Annotated in this window: 13 protein-coding genes; 5 read left to right on the top strand and 8 right to left on the bottom strand. The window is 60.9% G+C overall.

Translation table 11 applies throughout. The features are described from left to right. Positions 1 to 90: 90 nt before the first annotated feature. The 3 genes from QCL65_RS19225 to QCL65_RS19235 all read right to left on the bottom strand — a co-directional run bounded on the left by QCL65_RS19225 (position 91) and on the right by QCL65_RS19235 (position 3,219). A complete protein-coding gene (locus QCL65_RS19225; RefSeq protein ID WP_407311539.1) occupies positions 91 to 1,164 on the bottom strand; it encodes an AI-2E family transporter in 1,074 nt (357 codons plus the stop codon). Between the two features lie 87 nt (positions 1,165 to 1,251). Beyond that, positions 1,252 to 2,304, bottom strand: coding sequence for a DUF2066 domain-containing protein (locus tag QCL65_RS19230; protein WP_407311541.1), 1,053 nt, complete (start codon positions 2,302 to 2,304; stop codon positions 1,252 to 1,254). A 90-nt stretch (positions 2,305 to 2,394) separates the two neighbouring features. Beyond that, positions 2,395 to 3,219, bottom strand: a complete 825-nt coding sequence (locus QCL65_RS19235) for a DUF1206 domain-containing protein (RefSeq protein WP_407311543.1) — start codon at positions 3,217 to 3,219, stop codon at positions 2,395 to 2,397. A 238-nt stretch (positions 3,220 to 3,457) separates the two neighbouring features. Between QCL65_RS19235 and purM the strand changes: the two genes are divergently transcribed. From purM to QCL65_RS19255, 4 genes are all read left to right on the top strand, one after another. Then, positions 3,458 to 4,516 carry a phosphoribosylformylglycinamidine cyclo-ligase gene (gene purM / locus QCL65_RS19240; protein WP_407311545.1) on the top strand — a complete coding sequence of 353 codons (1,059 nt, stop codon included), beginning with the start codon at positions 3,458 to 3,460 and terminating at the stop codon, positions 4,514 to 4,516. Continuing rightward, positions 4,516 to 5,166 carry a phosphoribosylglycinamide formyltransferase gene (gene purN / locus QCL65_RS19245; RefSeq protein WP_407311548.1) on the top strand — a complete coding sequence of 217 codons (651 nt, stop codon included), beginning with the start codon at positions 4,516 to 4,518 and terminating at the stop codon, positions 5,164 to 5,166. Before purM ends, purN begins: the two co-directional genes overlap by 1 nt. A gap of 8 nt (positions 5,167 to 5,174) precedes the next feature. Continuing rightward, positions 5,175 to 5,888: a DUF3108 domain-containing protein gene (locus QCL65_RS19250; RefSeq protein WP_407311550.1), complete on the top strand. Its 714-nt coding sequence runs from the start codon at positions 5,175 to 5,177 to the stop codon at positions 5,886 to 5,888. A gap of 263 nt (positions 5,889 to 6,151) precedes the next feature. Beyond that, positions 6,152 to 6,358, top strand: coding sequence for a hypothetical protein (locus QCL65_RS19255; protein WP_407311552.1), 207 nt, complete (start codon positions 6,152 to 6,154; stop codon positions 6,356 to 6,358). 32 nt (positions 6,359 to 6,390) lie between these two features. Here the strand turns inward: QCL65_RS19255 and QCL65_RS19260 are convergent, their stop codons facing one another. From QCL65_RS19260 to cysM, 5 genes are all read right to left on the bottom strand, one after another. Further along, on the bottom strand, positions 6,391 to 6,933 hold the full coding sequence (locus QCL65_RS19260; protein ID WP_407311554.1) for a DUF2058 domain-containing protein: 543 nt from the start codon (positions 6,931 to 6,933) through the stop codon (positions 6,391 to 6,393). Positions 6,934 to 6,959: 26 nt separating this feature from the next. Further along, positions 6,960 to 7,793 carry a nucleoside triphosphate pyrophosphohydrolase gene (gene mazG, locus QCL65_RS19265; protein WP_407311556.1) on the bottom strand — a complete coding sequence of 278 codons (834 nt, stop codon included), beginning with the start codon at positions 7,791 to 7,793 and terminating at the stop codon, positions 6,960 to 6,962. Between the two features lie 37 nt (positions 7,794 to 7,830). Continuing rightward, positions 7,831 to 10,074: a GTP diphosphokinase gene (gene relA / locus QCL65_RS19270; RefSeq protein ID WP_407311558.1), complete on the bottom strand. Its 2,244-nt coding sequence runs from the start codon at positions 10,072 to 10,074 to the stop codon at positions 7,831 to 7,833. 101 nt (positions 10,075 to 10,175) lie between these two features. Then, the gene (gene rlmD, locus QCL65_RS19275; protein ID WP_407311560.1) at positions 10,176 to 11,540 is read right to left on the bottom strand and encodes a 23S rRNA (uracil(1939)-C(5))-methyltransferase RlmD; all 1,365 of its coding nucleotides are present in this window, start codon (positions 11,538 to 11,540) and stop codon (positions 10,176 to 10,178) included. After that, positions 11,533 to 12,429 carry a cysteine synthase CysM gene (gene cysM / locus QCL65_RS19280; RefSeq protein ID WP_407311562.1) on the bottom strand — a complete coding sequence of 299 codons (897 nt, stop codon included), beginning with the start codon at positions 12,427 to 12,429 and terminating at the stop codon, positions 11,533 to 11,535. Before cysM ends, rlmD begins: the two co-directional genes overlap by 8 nt. 225 nt (positions 12,430 to 12,654) lie before the next feature. Here cysM and QCL65_RS19285 point away from each other — a divergent pair, with 225 nt between their 5' ends. Next, a complete protein-coding gene (locus QCL65_RS19285) occupies positions 12,655 to 15,408 on the top strand; it encodes a response regulator (protein ID WP_407311564.1) in 2,754 nt (917 codons plus the stop codon). The last annotated feature ends 73 nt before the right edge of the window (positions 15,409 to 15,481 follow it).

The raw sequence follows: 15,481 nt of genomic DNA on the forward strand, positions 1-15,481 counted from the left end.
CTATACCTGCCACGCCAGGCGCACAATGCGCGGGACTGGAGGGCAAATCAACAGCTTGCAGCGGCCAACCTTTTGCGCAGTTAAAACCGGCTATAGCTCGGGGTCGCCTTTACCGCTGTAAATCTCTGAGTCTTTATACAAGTCTTGCATGTGCCGCACCAACACCATGATTACCGCTGCCAATGGCAGTGCCAGCAGTACCCCGGTGAAGCCGAACAGCTCGCCACCAGCCAGAATGGCAAAAATCACCGCCACCGGATGCAGGCCGATGCGGTCACCGACCAGCAGCGGGGTAAGGACCATGCCTTCCAACGCCTGCCCAATCATGAACACCCCAGCGATCAGAATAAGGTGCATGGGGTCGAGGCCGAACTGGAATAAACCTGCAACCAGCGCGGCACCGATGCCGATGATGAACCCCATATAAGGCACGATCGCTGCCAGGCCCGCCATTACCCCGATCAGTAGGCCAAGCTCCAGCCCCACCAGCATCAAGCCCGCCGCATAGATCACGCCAAGCGCCAGCATCACCAACAGTTGGCCGCGAACGAATGCACCTAACACCTCATGGCACTCACCGGCCAACTTGACGATCTGCTCCTCACGTTGGCGTGGTAGCAGGCTGCGTATCTTCGCCATCATCAGGTCCCAATCCCGCAGCAGATAGAAACCCACGACAGGGATCAGCACCAGATTCGCCAACCAGCCAATCAGCGCCAAGCCCGAAGCTGTTGCCTGGGTCAGCACCATACCGACGATATCGGTGGTTTGCCCCATGTGTTCGGACACCGCTGCTTTGATCTTGTCGAACTTCCAAAAACCTTCGGCCAGGCCCAAGTGCGACTGCACCCATGGCAGCGCCGAGTGTTGTAACCAATCGAGCATCTGCGGTGCCAACTCGTACAGGCGCACAAGCTGTTTAGCCAGCATGGGGATCAACACTAGCAGCATCAGCATGAGGATCAGGGTGAAGATTGCAAACACCAGAACCACGGCGAGCGTGCGTGACAGTTTTAGCTTTTCCAGGCGATCCACCAGCGGATCCGCCAGATACGCCAGCATGACGCCGATCAGAAACGGCGAAAGGATCGGATGCAGCCAATAAACGAAGGCGGCCAGTAACAACACCGCGCTTAGCCAAAACCAACGACGCATATCAGTCATCAAGCGCATCCACTTCAATCATTCGTAAGGTTACTTATGTGCGGGCGGTCGGCCGGATGCGCTCGATGGCGCAACCGGCCGACCCTCTCACCAGGCGAAACGCAGATCGACTGCGGCTTGCGCGGGCGCCTCGGGCGCGGTGGGCGTACCAGGCGTCGCTACGGGGGCAGTGGCCGGGGCCACAGGGGCAGGCGGTAACTCGCGTAACTTGCCCAGGGCCAATTGGGCCCGTAGCTGCTCGGCATTGCCGGTCACGCGATAGATAATTTTGTCCCCATCGACCTGGCTCAGGCGCGGGCCATAGGGTTCAAGCAGGCGGCCCAGTTGCGCATAACGGTCGAGGTCCATGCCCTCGACCTGCAGTGATAATTCAGCACTGGCCCCTGGCTTGACCAGAAAGCGGGAGGCTAGCCGCTGGCTGACCGCCAACATCACGGCATCGGCCAAGGCCGCCTGGTCGATACCTTCGGCGGTGCCTTGCTCGCGTTTGTCGCCAAGCCACAAGCGCCATTTACCCTGCCACTTACCGCCGTCTTCACGGGCATGCACCGCCAGGAGCGCATCGGCGCCATAGCGCTCGGAGGCCTCGCGTAACGGGCCAGCATCGGTGCCTTCAAGGTTTTTCGCGGTGCCGACGATCTGCTCCTGCAGGTCGGCCAATGGCAAGCGCAGTGGCAAGCCACGGTGCTGGGCGGCGCGACGCAGGGGTTCAGCGCTGCTTTGGCCATCCCCCACCAGGCTGGCCCCTTCGACGGCCTCATTCAGCCACCAGGCCAGAATCGACGGCCGATTACTGCCCCAAGTCGCCAGACCCGCCTGGCGCAGCGCGTTGTCGGTACTGCGGGGGTCGAACTCCACCTGCAGCGACTCCGGCGGGCCGGCCTCGTAGCCATACTGGCTGATGATCTGCTGCGGGTCTTTACGAATCGCCGCCAGGCCCCCGCTGTCGACTGCTTTGGGATCGCCAGTAAGGCGCGTCACCAGGGTGCGCAGGGCCTGCTGGGTGGCCTGGGTACGCTCCTCGGCGCTCTGCCCGGCGACCGGCTCGCGCACCTGATACAGGTTGGCAACGGTTTCGGCATGGCTGGCCAGGCTGAACGAAGCGAGGCAGGCGAAGAACAGGTATTTATACAGACGCATGGAGAATTCCCGAAGGCAGTAGGCGGACCGAGCTTACGACAGCGTACATCGACAAAAGCTCAAACAGCCAATCTACTTCAAAACTGGCCGTTACCGTGACGCCGAAGTGGCGGTGCCAGGCACATCCATATTGATATTGCGCCATGCCGCCTCGGCGAAGCTATAGACCGAGAAAGCGATAAGGCCCAAGGCAACCACGCCCATCAATAGCCCGCCCATGGGTAATCGCTCCAGGCCATTGAGCGCATCCTTTATACCGGGGGGGTGCATGGCTTGATAACTGGAGCCGCTGACCACCAACAGCACGGCGATTTCAATGAACGCCACGCCCCGGGCAATCAAACCAAACTGCGATACAGGCCGCACATAATGCATCACTTCGGCGTCGGCCTCGAAGTACTGTTCAAAGCTGGCTTTCCAGCCTTTGATGATGTGGGTAACCCCCACGCCCAACGGCACCAGGGCCGCCAGGTACACCAGCAAGTTGGAGTGGTCCCAGGCCAGAACGCTGGCCAGCAGATCCTGGGCCTGCCCGCCCCCACCGCCACCGGACTGCTGCAAGCCGGACACCAACAACCCCAATGCGAAGAACGCCAAAGCCCCATAGGTCACGCCGCCCACGAATAGACCAGCGCGAATCACCAGGCCCTTGAAGCTATTGCCATGGTCATCCACGTCGCGCAGAGCCTGCAGCACACGCCAAGCGGCAAACGCCGCCAGCCCGACAATCACAATAGCCACGAGAAAATGCCCGAAGGGTTGGCTTAGCAAGCTCTCCAGGCTGCTATGGCTATCGGCGGGTTGGCCACTGCCCAAAGCAGCTAATAAGGCGAAGATACCAATGATCAGATAGACAACGCCGCGAGCGGCGTAGCCACCCCGTGCGAGCAGGACTAAGCCATGGTTGGGCGACATAACAGGCATTCCTTTGAAATAAACAGACACAGCTACTGACACACACCGACCTAGAGCGTTCGCTTGAGCTTGGCGGCGGCAATGTAACGGCTGGCCAATGCACCGTTTATTTCGTCAATATGCCCCTACCCGTCGGCGCAAGGATGGCCGCTGACCGGCAAGCCTGATAAAATCGCGCGCCTTCGCAGACCGACCCTGTCGGTCGATTCCCTGAATCCCTCCCCCAAAGGCCTGGATCATGAGCAAGCAACCCTCCCTGAGCTACAAGGACGCCGGTGTAGACATCGACGCCGGCGAAGCATTGGTCGAACGCATCAAAGGCGTCGCCAAGCGTACCGCGCGCCCCGAAGTCATGGGCGGCCTGGGCGGTTTCGGCGCCCTCTGCGAGATCCCGGCCGGTTACAAGCAGCCTGTACTGGTCTCGGGCACCGACGGCGTCGGCACCAAACTGCGCCTGGCCTTGAACTTGAACCGCCACGACAGCATCGGCATCGACCTGGTGGCCATGTGCGTGAACGACTTGGTGGTATGCGGCGCAGAACCGCTGTTTTTCCTCGACTACTACGCGACCGGCAAACTCAACGTCGACACCGCGGCGGATGTGGTCACGGGCATCGGTGCTGGCTGTGAGCTAGCTGGCTGTTCGCTGGTCGGCGGGGAAACCGCTGAAATGCCCGGCATGTACGAAGGCGAGGACTACGACTTGGCTGGTTTCTGCGTAGGCGTCGTGGAAAAGGCCGAGATCATCGACGGTTCCAAAGTTGCCACGGGTGATGCACTGATCGCCCTGCCATCGTCCGGCCCGCATTCCAACGGTTACTCGCTGATCCGCAAAATCATCGACGTGGCCGGCGCCGACATCGAAACCGTGCAACTCGACGGCAAACCCTTGACCGACCTGCTGATGGCGCCTACGCGCATTTACGTCAAACCGTTGCTCAAGCTGATCAAAGACACCGGCGCCGTCAAAGCCATGGCCCACATCACCGGTGGCGGCCTGCTCGACAATATCCCTCGGGTATTGCCTAAAGGCGCCCAGGCTAAAGTCGACGTCGCCAGCTGGCAGCGCCCGGCCGTGTTCGATTGGTTGCAGCAGCAGGGCAATGTCGACGAACACGAAATGCACCGCGTGCTGAACTGCGGGGTCGGCATGGTAATTTGCGTGGCCCAGGCCGACGTGGAAAAAACCCTGGAAAACTTGCGTGCCAGCGGCGAACAGCCTTGGGTAATCGGGCAAATCGGGGTCGCCGCCGAAGGCGCCGCCCAGGTTGAGCTGCAAAACCTCAAGGCACACTGATGCCTGCGACTTGCAACGTGGTGGTGCTGCTATCCGGCACCGGTAGCAACCTGCAGGCCTTGATCGACAGTACCCGCGCCGGTGACAGCCCGGTGCGTATCCGCGCGGTGATTTCCAACCGCGCAGATGCCCTGGGCCTGCAAAAGGCCCAGGATGCGGGGATCGACACGGCGGTACTCGACCATCGTCAGTTCGACGGCCGCGAAGCGTTCGATCGCGCACTCATGGCGCTGATCGACGACTTCGAGCCGCAGTTGCTGGTGCTGGCCGGGTTCATGCGAATCCTCAGCGCCACGTTCGTGCGCCATTACCATGGCCGTCTGCTGAATATTCACCCATCCCTGTTGCCCAAATACAAAGGCCTGCACACCCATCAGCGGGCGTTGGAGGCTGGCGATAGCGAACACGGCTGCAGCGTGCACTTCGTCACCGAGGAACTCGACGGTGGCCCTCTAGTCGTACAGGCTGTGATTCCGGTACAGTCTGGGGACACCCCGCAAACCCTGGCCCACCGGGTTCATGCTCAAGAACACCAGATTTACCCGCTGGCCGTACGCTGGTTCGCCGAGGGCCGCTTGCGCCTTGGGCAACAAGGTGTTGTTTTCGACGGTCAGCCTCTGGCTGTCGGCGGCCATTCGATTCGATCCTAGGAGACTCTATGCGTCGCGCCCTGCTCTTCGCTTTCGCTTTGCTCGCCCTACCCGCCGCTCATGCGGCAGACCTTTCGCCGTTTTCGGCCAGCTACACCGCAGACTGGAAACAGCTGCCCATGAGCGGCTCCGCCGAGCGCAGCCTGGAGAAAAACGCCAACGGCCAGTGGACCTTGAGCTTCAAGGCATCGATGATGATCGCCAGCTTGACCGAAACCAGCACCCTGACCGTAGACAAAGAAGCGCTTATCCCGCAGAGCTACCATTTCGAACGGGGTGGGCTGGGCAAGGCGCGCACGGTCGATCTGGACTTTGACTGGGACAAAAAGAAAGTCACCGGCAAGGACCGGGGCGACGCGATCAACCTGCCGCTCAACCGAGGCGTGCTGGACAAGTCGACCTACCAACTGGCGCTGCAGCACGACGTGGCCGCTGGCAAAAAAAGCATGAGTTATCAGGTAGTCGATGGTGATGAGATCGAAACTTACGATTTCCGCGTATTGACCACTGAAAAAGTCGACACCAAAGCCGGTCAGGTCGAAGCCACCAAAGTCGAACGCGTCCGCGACCCGACCCAAAGCAAGCGCACCACTGTGCTGTGGTTCGCTAAAGACTGGGACTACCTGCTGGTCAAGCTGCAACAGGTAGAAACCGACGGCAAGGAATACAACATCATGCTGCAAGAAGGCACGGTGAACGGCAAAGCCGTTAAAGGTAGCTAACCATTAAAAGGGCAAGCGCCACCCCGCTTGCCCTTGATTTCCAGTGCAACGCCCCTCGATGAATTTTCTTTCATCAACCGCTCTAGCCTGCGACATTACGCCGCACCCCGCGTCGTTCCAGCCTCTCAGCATTCAGCCAGCTCTGGTAAAACACTCTTGCAAAAAGCGTCGGTTTACTTAGGGAGCTAACAAACCCTATAACAGAAGCCTGCACACGCCTCTTGTGGCTTATCGCAGAATCTTCAGAGATGGGAGCTTTCAGAATGACTGTAAAAGTAACCGAACGCGACGACGCCCATATGTCCCACGAAGGCCTGGCTGCCGGGGTGCGTATCTGGGATGTGTACCAACAAGGTCTACTGGTGGGCATGTTCCACACCGAGCAAGATGCGCAGAACTACCGCGCTGAGCTGGAGGTTTCTGAACGGCAGCGCGATCAGCAGCGTCAGACGCAGATGAGCCACTCCTGATGCAAAAAACCCCGCTTCGGCGGGGTTTCGGTTTACCACATCAGGTCGTCGGGAATCTTGTACGCCGCGTATGGGTCTTCGGCGGATTCCACTTCCTCGGTGACCACATTCAGAACAACAATGCGTTGAGGCGCGCGCTCTTGCACTTTGAGCGCCGCTTCGCGAGGAATCACTTCATAGCCCCCGCCATGTTGGACGATCGCCAGTGAGCCGTTGCTCAACTTGCTGCGCATCAGGTTATTGACCGACAAGCGCTTGACCTTCTTGTCGTCGACAAAATTGTAATAGTCTTCGGTGGTCAGCTTGGGCAAGCGAGTGGCCTCGATCAATTGCTTGACCTGAGCGGCCTTGGCCTTCTGCTCGACCTTTTCCTGCTGCTGTCGGTTGAGCTCCTGGTCGCGCTTGAGCTTCTGGGCAGCGGCCTCTTGCGCCAAGCGTTTCTGGCTGTCATCCACCTCGACCTGGCCTTTGTTCTCCAGGCGCTTCTGCTTTTGCTGCTCTTTGCTGACTTGCTTGACTTGCTTCTGGTTGACCAGCCCGGCTTTCAGCAGCTGGTCACGAAGGGAAAGGCTCATGGTGCTTTGCTCACTTATGCAACGGCTCAGCCACAGCTGGGCAGATTCTTTTCCTGGCGTTTGGCTTCGCCCCACAGGGCGTCCAATTCTTCTAGGGTGCAATCTTCAATCGGACGGTGGGTCTGACGCAATGCCTGTTCGATAAATCGGAAGCGTCTTTCAAACTTCTGGTTGGCCCCGCGCAGTGCGTTTTCGGCGTCGACCTCTAAGTGACGGGCCAGATTGACCACGCTAAACAGCAGGTCGCCCAGCTCGGCCTTGATCGCCTGTAGATCGGCGCTGGCCATGGCTTGGAGGACTTCGTCGAGTTCTTCACGTACTTTATCCACCACCGGCAGCGCCGCAGGCCAGTCGAAGCCCACCTGGGCTGCGCGCTTTTGCAGCTTGCCCGCCCGAGACAGCGCTGGCAATGCGCCTGGAACGTCATCGAGCAACGACAACTGTTCGGGCGCCGTAGCCCGCTCAGCCCGCTCCTCGGCCTTGATGGCTTCCCAGCGAAGCTTCACGGCGGCTTCACTGAGTTTGGGCGTATCGAGCGGGGCGTGCAGGTCGCCGGTGGGAAATACATGGGGATGGCGGCGAATCAACTTGCGGGTAATACCGTCGACCACGTCGTCGAATTCAAAACGGCCTTCTTCGCGACCCAATTGGCTGTAATACACCACCTGGAACAACAGATCGCCCAACTCGCCGGGCAGCTGGGCGAAGTCCCCCTGCTCGATCGCATCGGCGACCTCGTAGGCTTCTTCCAGGGTGTGCGGGACAATGCTTCGGTAGTCTTGCTGCAAGTCCCACGGGCAGCCGTATTGCGGATCGCGCAAACGGGCCATGAGGTGAAGTAAGTCTTGAAGGTTATACATGCCTGGGTTCCGGGGGGCATTGGCGGGACAAACCGGGCTAAGGCGCCCGGTTACGTCGAGTTTCAATGATGTTGGGCAACTGCGAGAGCCGCCCGAGCAAACGCCCCAGAGCGTCCAGACCCGGGATCTCGATGGTCAGGGACATCAAGGCGGTGTTGTCCTCCTTGTTGGAACGCGTATTGACGGCCAGCACGTTGATCCGCTCGTTCAATAGCACTTGGGAAACGTCTCGCAGCAAACCGGAACGGTCGTACGCCCGGATGATAATGTCCACCGGGTAGGTGAGCACCGGGATCGGCCCCCAACTGACCTGAATGATGCGCTCCGGCTCGCGCCCGCCCAACTGCAACACGGAAGCGCAGTCTTGCCGGTGAATGCTCACGCCCCGGCCCTGGGTGATGTAACCGACGATGGCATCGCCCGGCAGCGGCTGGCAGCAGCCAGCCATTTGCGTCATCAGGTTGCCGACGCCTTGAATCTGGATGTCGCCGCGTTTGCCGGGTTTATAGCCGGTGGCCTTACGCGGGATCAGCTCCAGCTGTTCGTTGCCACGCTCGGGCTCGACCAACTGTTGCGCGCCGTTGACCAGCTGCGCCAGGCGCAGATCGCCCGCGCCGAGGGCGGCGAACATGTCTTCGGCGGTCTTGTGGTTGGCTTTTTCAGCCAAATGCTCGAAGTCGACCTGGGGCAAGCCCAAGCGGCTCAATTCGCGCTCCAACAGGGTTTTGCCCGCGGCGACGTTCTGGTCGCGCGCCTGCAACTTGAACCAGTGCACGATCTTCGCCCGCGCCCGTGAGGTGGTCACGTAGCCCAGGTTGGAGTTCAACCAGTCACGGCTTGGAGTGCCGTGCTTGCTGGTGATGATCTCGACTTGCTCGCCGGTATTGAGGCTGTAGTTCAACGGCACGATGCGCCCGTTGATCTTCGCGCCCCGGCAGTTATGGCCAATTTCGGTGTGCACGCGATAGGCGAAGTCCAGCGGTGTCGCGCCCTTGGGCAGGTCGATGGCATGGCCATCGGGGGTGAACACGTAGACCCGATCGGGTTCGATGTCCACCCGCAGCTGTTCGGCCAAGCCGCCGATATCGCCTAGCTCCTCATGCCATTCGAGCACTTGGCGCAGCCAGGAGATTTTTTCTTCGTAGTGGTTGGAGCCGGACTTAACGTCGGTCCCTTTGTAGCGCCAGTGGGCGCAGACCCCCAATTCGGCCTCTTCGTGCATGGCGTGGGTGCGGATCTGTACCTCCAGCACCTTGCCCTCGGGCCCGATCACCGCCGTATGCAATGAGCGATAGCCGTTTTCCTTGGGGTTGGCGATGTAATCGTCGAACTCCTTGGGAATATGCCGCCACAAGGTGTGAACGATGCCCAGCGCGGTATAGCAGTCGCGCATTTCCGGGACCAACACGCGCACAGCGCGAACGTCGTAGATCTGGCTGAATTCCAGACCTTTACGCTGCATTTTGCGCCAGATCGAATAGATATGTTTAGCCCGGCCACTGATATCGGCCTTAACGCCGGTATCCAATAGTTCGTTGTTGAGTTGGCTCATCACATCGCTGATGAACCGCTCGCGGTCCAGGCGCCGCTCGTGCAGCAACTTGGCGATTTGTTTGTACTGTTCAGGCTCCAGATAGCGAAACGAGAGGTCTTCGAGCTCCCACTTGATGTGGCCGATGCCTAGGCGGTGGGCCAGAGGGGCATAAATATCGAATACTTCGCGCGCCACGCGATTGCGTTTTTCGTCGTCGGCGCCTTTAACCGCGCGAATCGCGCAGGTCCGTTCGGCCAGTTTGATCAAGGCCACCCGTACGTCGTCAACCATGGCGACGAGCATCTTACGCAGGTTCTCGACCTGCGCCTGGGAGCCCAGCACCAGGGACTGACGGGGGCTAAGGCTGGCACTGATGGCGGCCATGCGCAACACGCCGTCGATGAGTTTGGAGACCACCGAACCGAAGCGCTGGTCGACGTCCACTAGGCTCACTTTGCCTTCGCGCACGGCTCGGTAAAGGATCGCGGCGGCCAGTGAGTCCTGGTCTAGCTTGAGGTCGGCGAGTATTTCCGCCATCTCCAGGCCTGCCTGAAAACTCGACGTGCCGTCGGCCCACGAATGCTTGGCCGGGTTACCCTGCAACTCGGCCTGTTGTGCATACTCGCACGCCGCCTTGAGGGCGACGCGGTCAACCGCCAGATCGACGCTGACGACATGATCCAGCCATGCATCGAGATTGATACTGCCGTCGGTGTTGACCGGCTGGTGTGCTCTCACCTGTACCATCTTGTTTACCTTCCCTACCGACGCATCCAGGATGCATCAAAAGTCGCTGGCTTAACCCCTGCTGGGCCGGCAGGTGCCGTGCTATCGCACGCCAGTCGGAATTAAACGAGCGTCCTGGCTCGTTCGAATAACGCCATGGCCTCGACATGTGCCGTCTGTGGAAACATATCGAGGATCCCGGCACGTTTTAATCGGTAACCCTGCCGAAGCAACTCGACCGTATCGCGGGCCAAAGTTGCCGGGTTACATGACACGTACAACAAGCGCTCGGCGCCTAATTCACTCACTTTGCGCACTACCTCGAAAGCGCCGTCACGCGGCGGGTCCAAGAGTACCGCAGAAAACCCCTGCGCCGCCCAACCCGAGACGCTCAGGGGTTGGGACAGGTCGCTCTGGAACACGGCAACGTTGTTCAAACCATTGCTAGCGGCATTGGCCGCCGCACGCTCGACCATGCTTGCCACGCCCTCTACCGCTACGACTTCCCGGGCCTGACGTGCCAATGGCAAGGCAAAGTTGCCCAGGCCACAAAAGAGGTCCAGGACACGCTCGTTGGCGGTAGGCGCCAACCATTCGAGCGCTTGCGCGATCATTGCCGTGTTCACTGTTTCATTGACTTGGGCAAAATCGCCCGGCCGGTAGACCAACTCGACGTTCCACGGTTCCAGCCCGAAGCTCAACACCTGCCCGGGCAGATCCGCCGTGGGCAACCCCTCGCCCTGCAACCAAAGCTGGGCCTCGTGCTGTTGGCAAAAGGCCCGTAACGCCGCCAGGTCGGGCTCTGCCAGCGGCGCGGTATGGCGCAGCAACACCGCGGTGGCGGTGCCGCTGAAGAGTTCGACGTGGCCCAGCACCTGCGGTTTGGCAAAGGCCTGCAACAATTGCGGCAGGCCCGTCATGATTGGCTGCAAGGCTTGTACCAAGACGGGGCATTCATGGATGGCGACGATGTCTTGACTGGCCTCGGCGCGAAACCCAACATCCAGGCGCCGAGCCTTGGCATCCCAGCGCAGCGCCACCCGCGCGCGGCGCCGGTAAGCGAACTCAGGGCCGACCAAGGGCAGCGCCCATTGCACAGGTTCAACCCCCGCCACCCGCGCCAACTGCTCGGCCAAATGGCGCTGTTTAAGCGCCAATTGTTCACTATGGGGCAGGTGCTGCACGCTGCATCCGCCACACCGGGCGAAATGCTGGCATGGGGCCGCACGACGGACCGGGTTGGCCTGCAGTACCCGCTCCACGCGGGCCTCGACCACCTTGCCATGGGCGTTGAGCACCCGCGCTTCAACCTCTTCCCCGGCCAAAGCGGCGGAAACGAACCAGGTGCGCCCTTCGAAAAAAGCGATACCCCGGCCGTCACTACTCAGGCGCTCGATGGTCAGGCGCTGCTTCTTGCCCGTTGGCACCTGCACCGCCCGCTGCCCGCCTGTGGGCTGAAAGCGCAGACCCGGGCGGGTTTTAGACATTGTAAATGCCGCTGGACAGGTAACGGTCGCCGCGGTCGCAGATAATCGCCACGATGACCGCGTTCTCCAGCTCTTGGGACAAGCGCAACATCGCTGCCACAGCGCCGCCGGAGGAAACGCCGGCGAAAATGCCTTCTTCACGGGCTAGCCGGCGGGTGACGTCTTCGGCTTCGCGCTGGTCCATGTCGACGATACGGTCGACGCGCTCAGCCTGGTAGATTTTTGGCAGGTACGCCTCGGGCCAACGGCGGATGCCCGGAATGGCTGCGCCTTCCATAGGCTGCAGGCCGACGATCTGGATCGCCGGGTTTTGCTCCTTGAGGTAGCGCGAGGTGCCCATGATGGTACCGGTGGTGCCCATGGAGCTGACGAAGTGGGTGATGCTGCCGCCCGTTTGTTGCCACAGTTCGGGGCCGGTGCTGCGGTAGTGCGCCTCGGGGTTGTCGCCGTTGGCGAATTGATCGAGCACTTTGCCGTGGCCTTCGGATTGCATCCGCTCGGCAAGGTCGCGAGCACCTTCCATGCCCTGCTCGCGGCTGACCAGGATCAGTTGCGCGCCATAGGCGGTCATCGCCGCCTTGCGCTCAGCGGTGGAGTTGTCGGGCATGATCAGGATCATCCGATAACCCTTGATCGCCGCGGCCATGGCCAAGGCGATACCGGTATTGCCAGAAGTCGCCTCGATCAGCGTGTCACCGGGCTGGATCTGCCCACGGCTCTCGGCGCGGGTGATCATCGACAGCGCGGGGCGGTCTTTTACAGAGCCGGCGGGGTTATTGCCTTCGAGCTTGAGCAAAAGGGTATTACTGGTGACCCCGCCTAGGCGCTGCAAGCGCACCAGCGGGGTGTTGCCGACGCAATCGGCGATAGTGGGGTACTGCACGGTCATGATGATTTCGCAATCCGGACTGCGGAGGGTGGCCTATCATACCGACAAACACTGCCGCCCCATATCACGCAAAGTATGCGCGTTATGGCATAAAGGAATAACACCCGCCCCATTGGGCCAGGAATGTACGGCAATGGCCGCTAGCAAGCTTGCTACAATTCGCCCGACAGGGACCTGCACCGGGCCGCTAGCCCTGCCACCCCCATCGATCAGGAGATCCGCGGTGTGCTGAAGAAACTCGGAATCAAAAGCCGCGTGCTGCTGTTGGCACTGGCACCGGCGGGGCTGATGGCGGTATTGCTGGGCGGCTACTTTATCTGGGTACAGCAGAACGAGCTGCAAAGCCAACTGCTGGAGCGCGGCGAACTGCTTTCCGAACAATTGGCGCCGCTGGTGGCCCCTGCCCTGGTACGTGGTGACGAACCACTGCTGGAACGCATCGCTGCTCAAGCACTGGAGCAGAGCGATGTCCGCGCGGTCACGTTTCTCAGCCCGGAACGCGCAATGCTGGCCCATGCCGGGCCGAGCATGCTCAATTCCGTGCCGATCGGTAACAGTTCGCACCTGTTACAACGCACCGGCAGCGACGCCACCCGCTATCTGCTGCCGGTACTGGGCCATCACCGCGACCTAGCCGGTATCAATATTCCGGCCGAGTCCCAGCGCCTGCTGGGCTGGGTCGAGCTGGAGCTGTCGCACAACGAAACTCTGCTGCGCGGCTACCGCAGCTTGTTCGCGAGCCTGATGCTCATTCTGGCAGGCTTGATTATCACCGCATTGTTGGCCGTACGCATGAGCCAGACCATCAGTGTGCCGATTCGTAAAATCAAGCAGACGGTCATCGAACTCAAGGACGGCAATCTGGAAAGCCGCCTGCCCGCACTCGGCAGCCATGAGCTGGACGCTTTGGCCGCCGGCATCAACCGCATGGCCGAAACGCTGCAAGAGTCTCAAGAAGAACTGCAACACAGCATCGACCAGGCCACCGAGGACGTGCGGCAAAACCTGGAAACCATCGAAATCCAAAACATCGAGCTGGACCTGGCGCGCAAAGAAGCCCTGGAGGCGAGCCGAATCAAATCCGAATTTCTGGCCAACATGAGCCACGAAATTCGTACCCCGCTCAACGGCATCCTCGGCTTCACTCACTTACTGCAGAAGAGCGAGCTAACCCCGCGCCAACTCGACTACCTCAACACCATCGAAAAGTCCGCCGACAGCCTGCTGGGCATCATTAACGAGATTCTTGACTTCTCCAAGATCGAGGCCGGCAAACTGGTGCTCGACAGCATCCCCTTCAACCTGCGCGATTTGCTCCAGGACACCCTGACCATCCTCGCTCCAGCAGCCCATGCCAAACAACTCGAGCTGGTCAGCTTGGTCTACCGCGACACGCCGCTGTCGTTGATCGGCGACCCCTTGCGGCTCAAGCAGATCCTCACCAATTTGGTGAGCAACGCGATCAAGTTCACCCGCGAAGGCACCATCGTGGCTCGGGCCATGTTGGAAGAGGAAACCGAGGACAGCGTACAACTGCGCATCAGCGTGCAAGACACCGGGATCGGCCTGTCGACCCAAGACGTGCGAGCGCTGTTCCAAGCCTTCAGCCAGGCCGACAATTCGTTGTCTCGACAACCCGGCGGCACCGGCCTGGGCCTGGTGATTTCCAAGCGGCTGGTGGAACAGATGGGCGGCGAGATTGGGGTCGACAGTACCCCGGGCGAAGGTTCGGACTTCTGGATCAGCCTGAGTTTGCCCAAGACTCGCGATGACGCCGAAGACCTGCCCTCGGCGCCGTTGTTGGGGCGCCGTATCGCGATCGTCGACCGCCATGAAATGGCCTGCCAGGCCCTGCGCCATCAGTTGGAAGACTGTGGTTTGGAAGTCACTGCGTTCAAAGACCTGGACAAACTCACGGCCGGGATCGCGGCAGCCCGCCAGGCTGGTGCCTTCATCGACCTTGCGGTGCTGGGGGTGACCCTGCATGAAGTTGCCGCCGACCGCCTCGGCCAGCAGATTCGTGAGATCGAAGCGCTGGGCTGCCGGGTGCTGGTACTGTGCCCGACCACCGAACTGGCGCTGTTCCACCCCGTGGTGCCGAACGCCCACAGCCAGTTGCAGGCCAAACCCTCCTGCACGCGTAAACTGCGCCGGGGCCTGGCGGACTTGATCAGCCCGCGCCATCAATACCAGCCGTTCAATGATCAAGTGCGTGACCGCGCGCCCAAGGTGCTCTGCGTCGACGACAACCCAGCCAACCTGCTTCTGGTGCAAACCCTGCTCGAAGACCTCGGCGCCGAGGTATGGGCGGCAGACAGCGGCGTGGCGGCGATCAACGCGGTGCAGAGCGAGCATTTCGACCTGTGCTTGATGGACGTGCAGATGCCCGGCATGGACGGCCGCGAAACCACCGAAAAAATCCGCCTCTGGGAGAGTGGCCAGCCGGGCGCGGCCCTGCCGATCGTGGCATTGACTGCCCACGCCATGGCTAACGAAAAACGCGCGCTGTTGCACAGCGGCATGGACGATTACTTGACCAAGCCGATCAGTGACCGCCAATTAGCCCAAGTGGTGCTGAAATGGACCGGCCTGATGCTCCACGCCCAGTCCGGCCAGCGGCCAGACGAATGGCCGGTCGAGGCCGGCAGTGCCAAAGTGCTCGATCTCGACGAAGGGCTGCGCTTGGCGGCTGGCAAGGCCGACCTGGCGGCAGACATGCTGGCCATGCTCCTGGCTTCGCTTGAGGCCGACCGCGAAGCGATCCGTAATGCCCGCCAACAACGCGACTCCACGGCCATGATCGAACGCGTGCACCGCCTGCACGGCGCCACCCGTTACTGCGGCGTGCCGCAACTGCGGGCGGCCTGCCAACGCAGCGAGACCCTGCTCAAACAGGGCGACCCCTCAGCGATGCAGGCGCTGGACGAACTGGATGAGGCCATCACGCGGCTGGCGGCGCAGGCACGGGTAAGCGCCTGAACACGGCCGACATAGCCCCCATGAGCGCGGCTCAGGCTGATCTTGTAAAATCCTTGGCCCGCCAGCCGTGCTA

Origin of the sequence: Pseudomonas sp. nanlin1 (assembly GCF_045571515.1) — a bacterium.
Lineage (GTDB): Bacteria > Pseudomonadota > Gammaproteobacteria > Pseudomonadales > Pseudomonadaceae > Aquipseudomonas.

Excerpts from the sequence above, each read along its gene's own strand:
- purN (WP_407311548.1), top strand. The coding sequence starts at position 4,516 with ATGCCTGCGACTTGCAACGTGGTGGTGCTGCTATCCGGCACCGGTAGC.
- mazG (WP_407311556.1), bottom strand. The coding sequence starts at position 7,793 with ATGTATAACCTTCAAGACTTACTTCACCTCATGGCCCGTTTGCGCGAT.
- QCL65_RS19235 (WP_407311543.1), bottom strand. The coding sequence starts at position 3,219 with ATGTCGCCCAACCATGGCTTAGTCCTGCTCGCACGGGGTGGCTACGCC.
- cysM (WP_407311562.1), bottom strand. The coding sequence starts at position 12,429 with ATGACCGTGCAGTACCCCACTATCGCCGATTGCGTCGGCAACACCCCG.
- QCL65_RS19230 (WP_407311541.1), bottom strand. The coding sequence starts at position 2,304 with ATGCGTCTGTATAAATACCTGTTCTTCGCCTGCCTCGCTTCGTTCAGC.
- QCL65_RS19250 (WP_407311550.1), top strand. The coding sequence starts at position 5,175 with ATGCGTCGCGCCCTGCTCTTCGCTTTCGCTTTGCTCGCCCTACCCGCC.
- QCL65_RS19225 (WP_407311539.1), bottom strand. The coding sequence starts at position 1,164 with ATGACTGATATGCGTCGTTGGTTTTGGCTAAGCGCGGTGTTGTTACTG.
- QCL65_RS19260 (WP_407311554.1), bottom strand. The coding sequence starts at position 6,933 with ATGAGCCTTTCCCTTCGTGACCAGCTGCTGAAAGCCGGGCTGGTCAAC.
- QCL65_RS19255 (WP_407311552.1), top strand. The coding sequence starts at position 6,152 with ATGACTGTAAAAGTAACCGAACGCGACGACGCCCATATGTCCCACGAA.
- relA (WP_407311558.1), bottom strand. The coding sequence starts at position 10,074 with ATGGTACAGGTGAGAGCACACCAGCCGGTCAACACCGACGGCAGTATC.
- rlmD (WP_407311560.1), bottom strand. The coding sequence starts at position 11,540 with ATGTCTAAAACCCGCCCGGGTCTGCGCTTTCAGCCCACAGGCGGGCAG.
- purM (WP_407311545.1), top strand. The coding sequence starts at position 3,458 with ATGAGCAAGCAACCCTCCCTGAGCTACAAGGACGCCGGTGTAGACATC.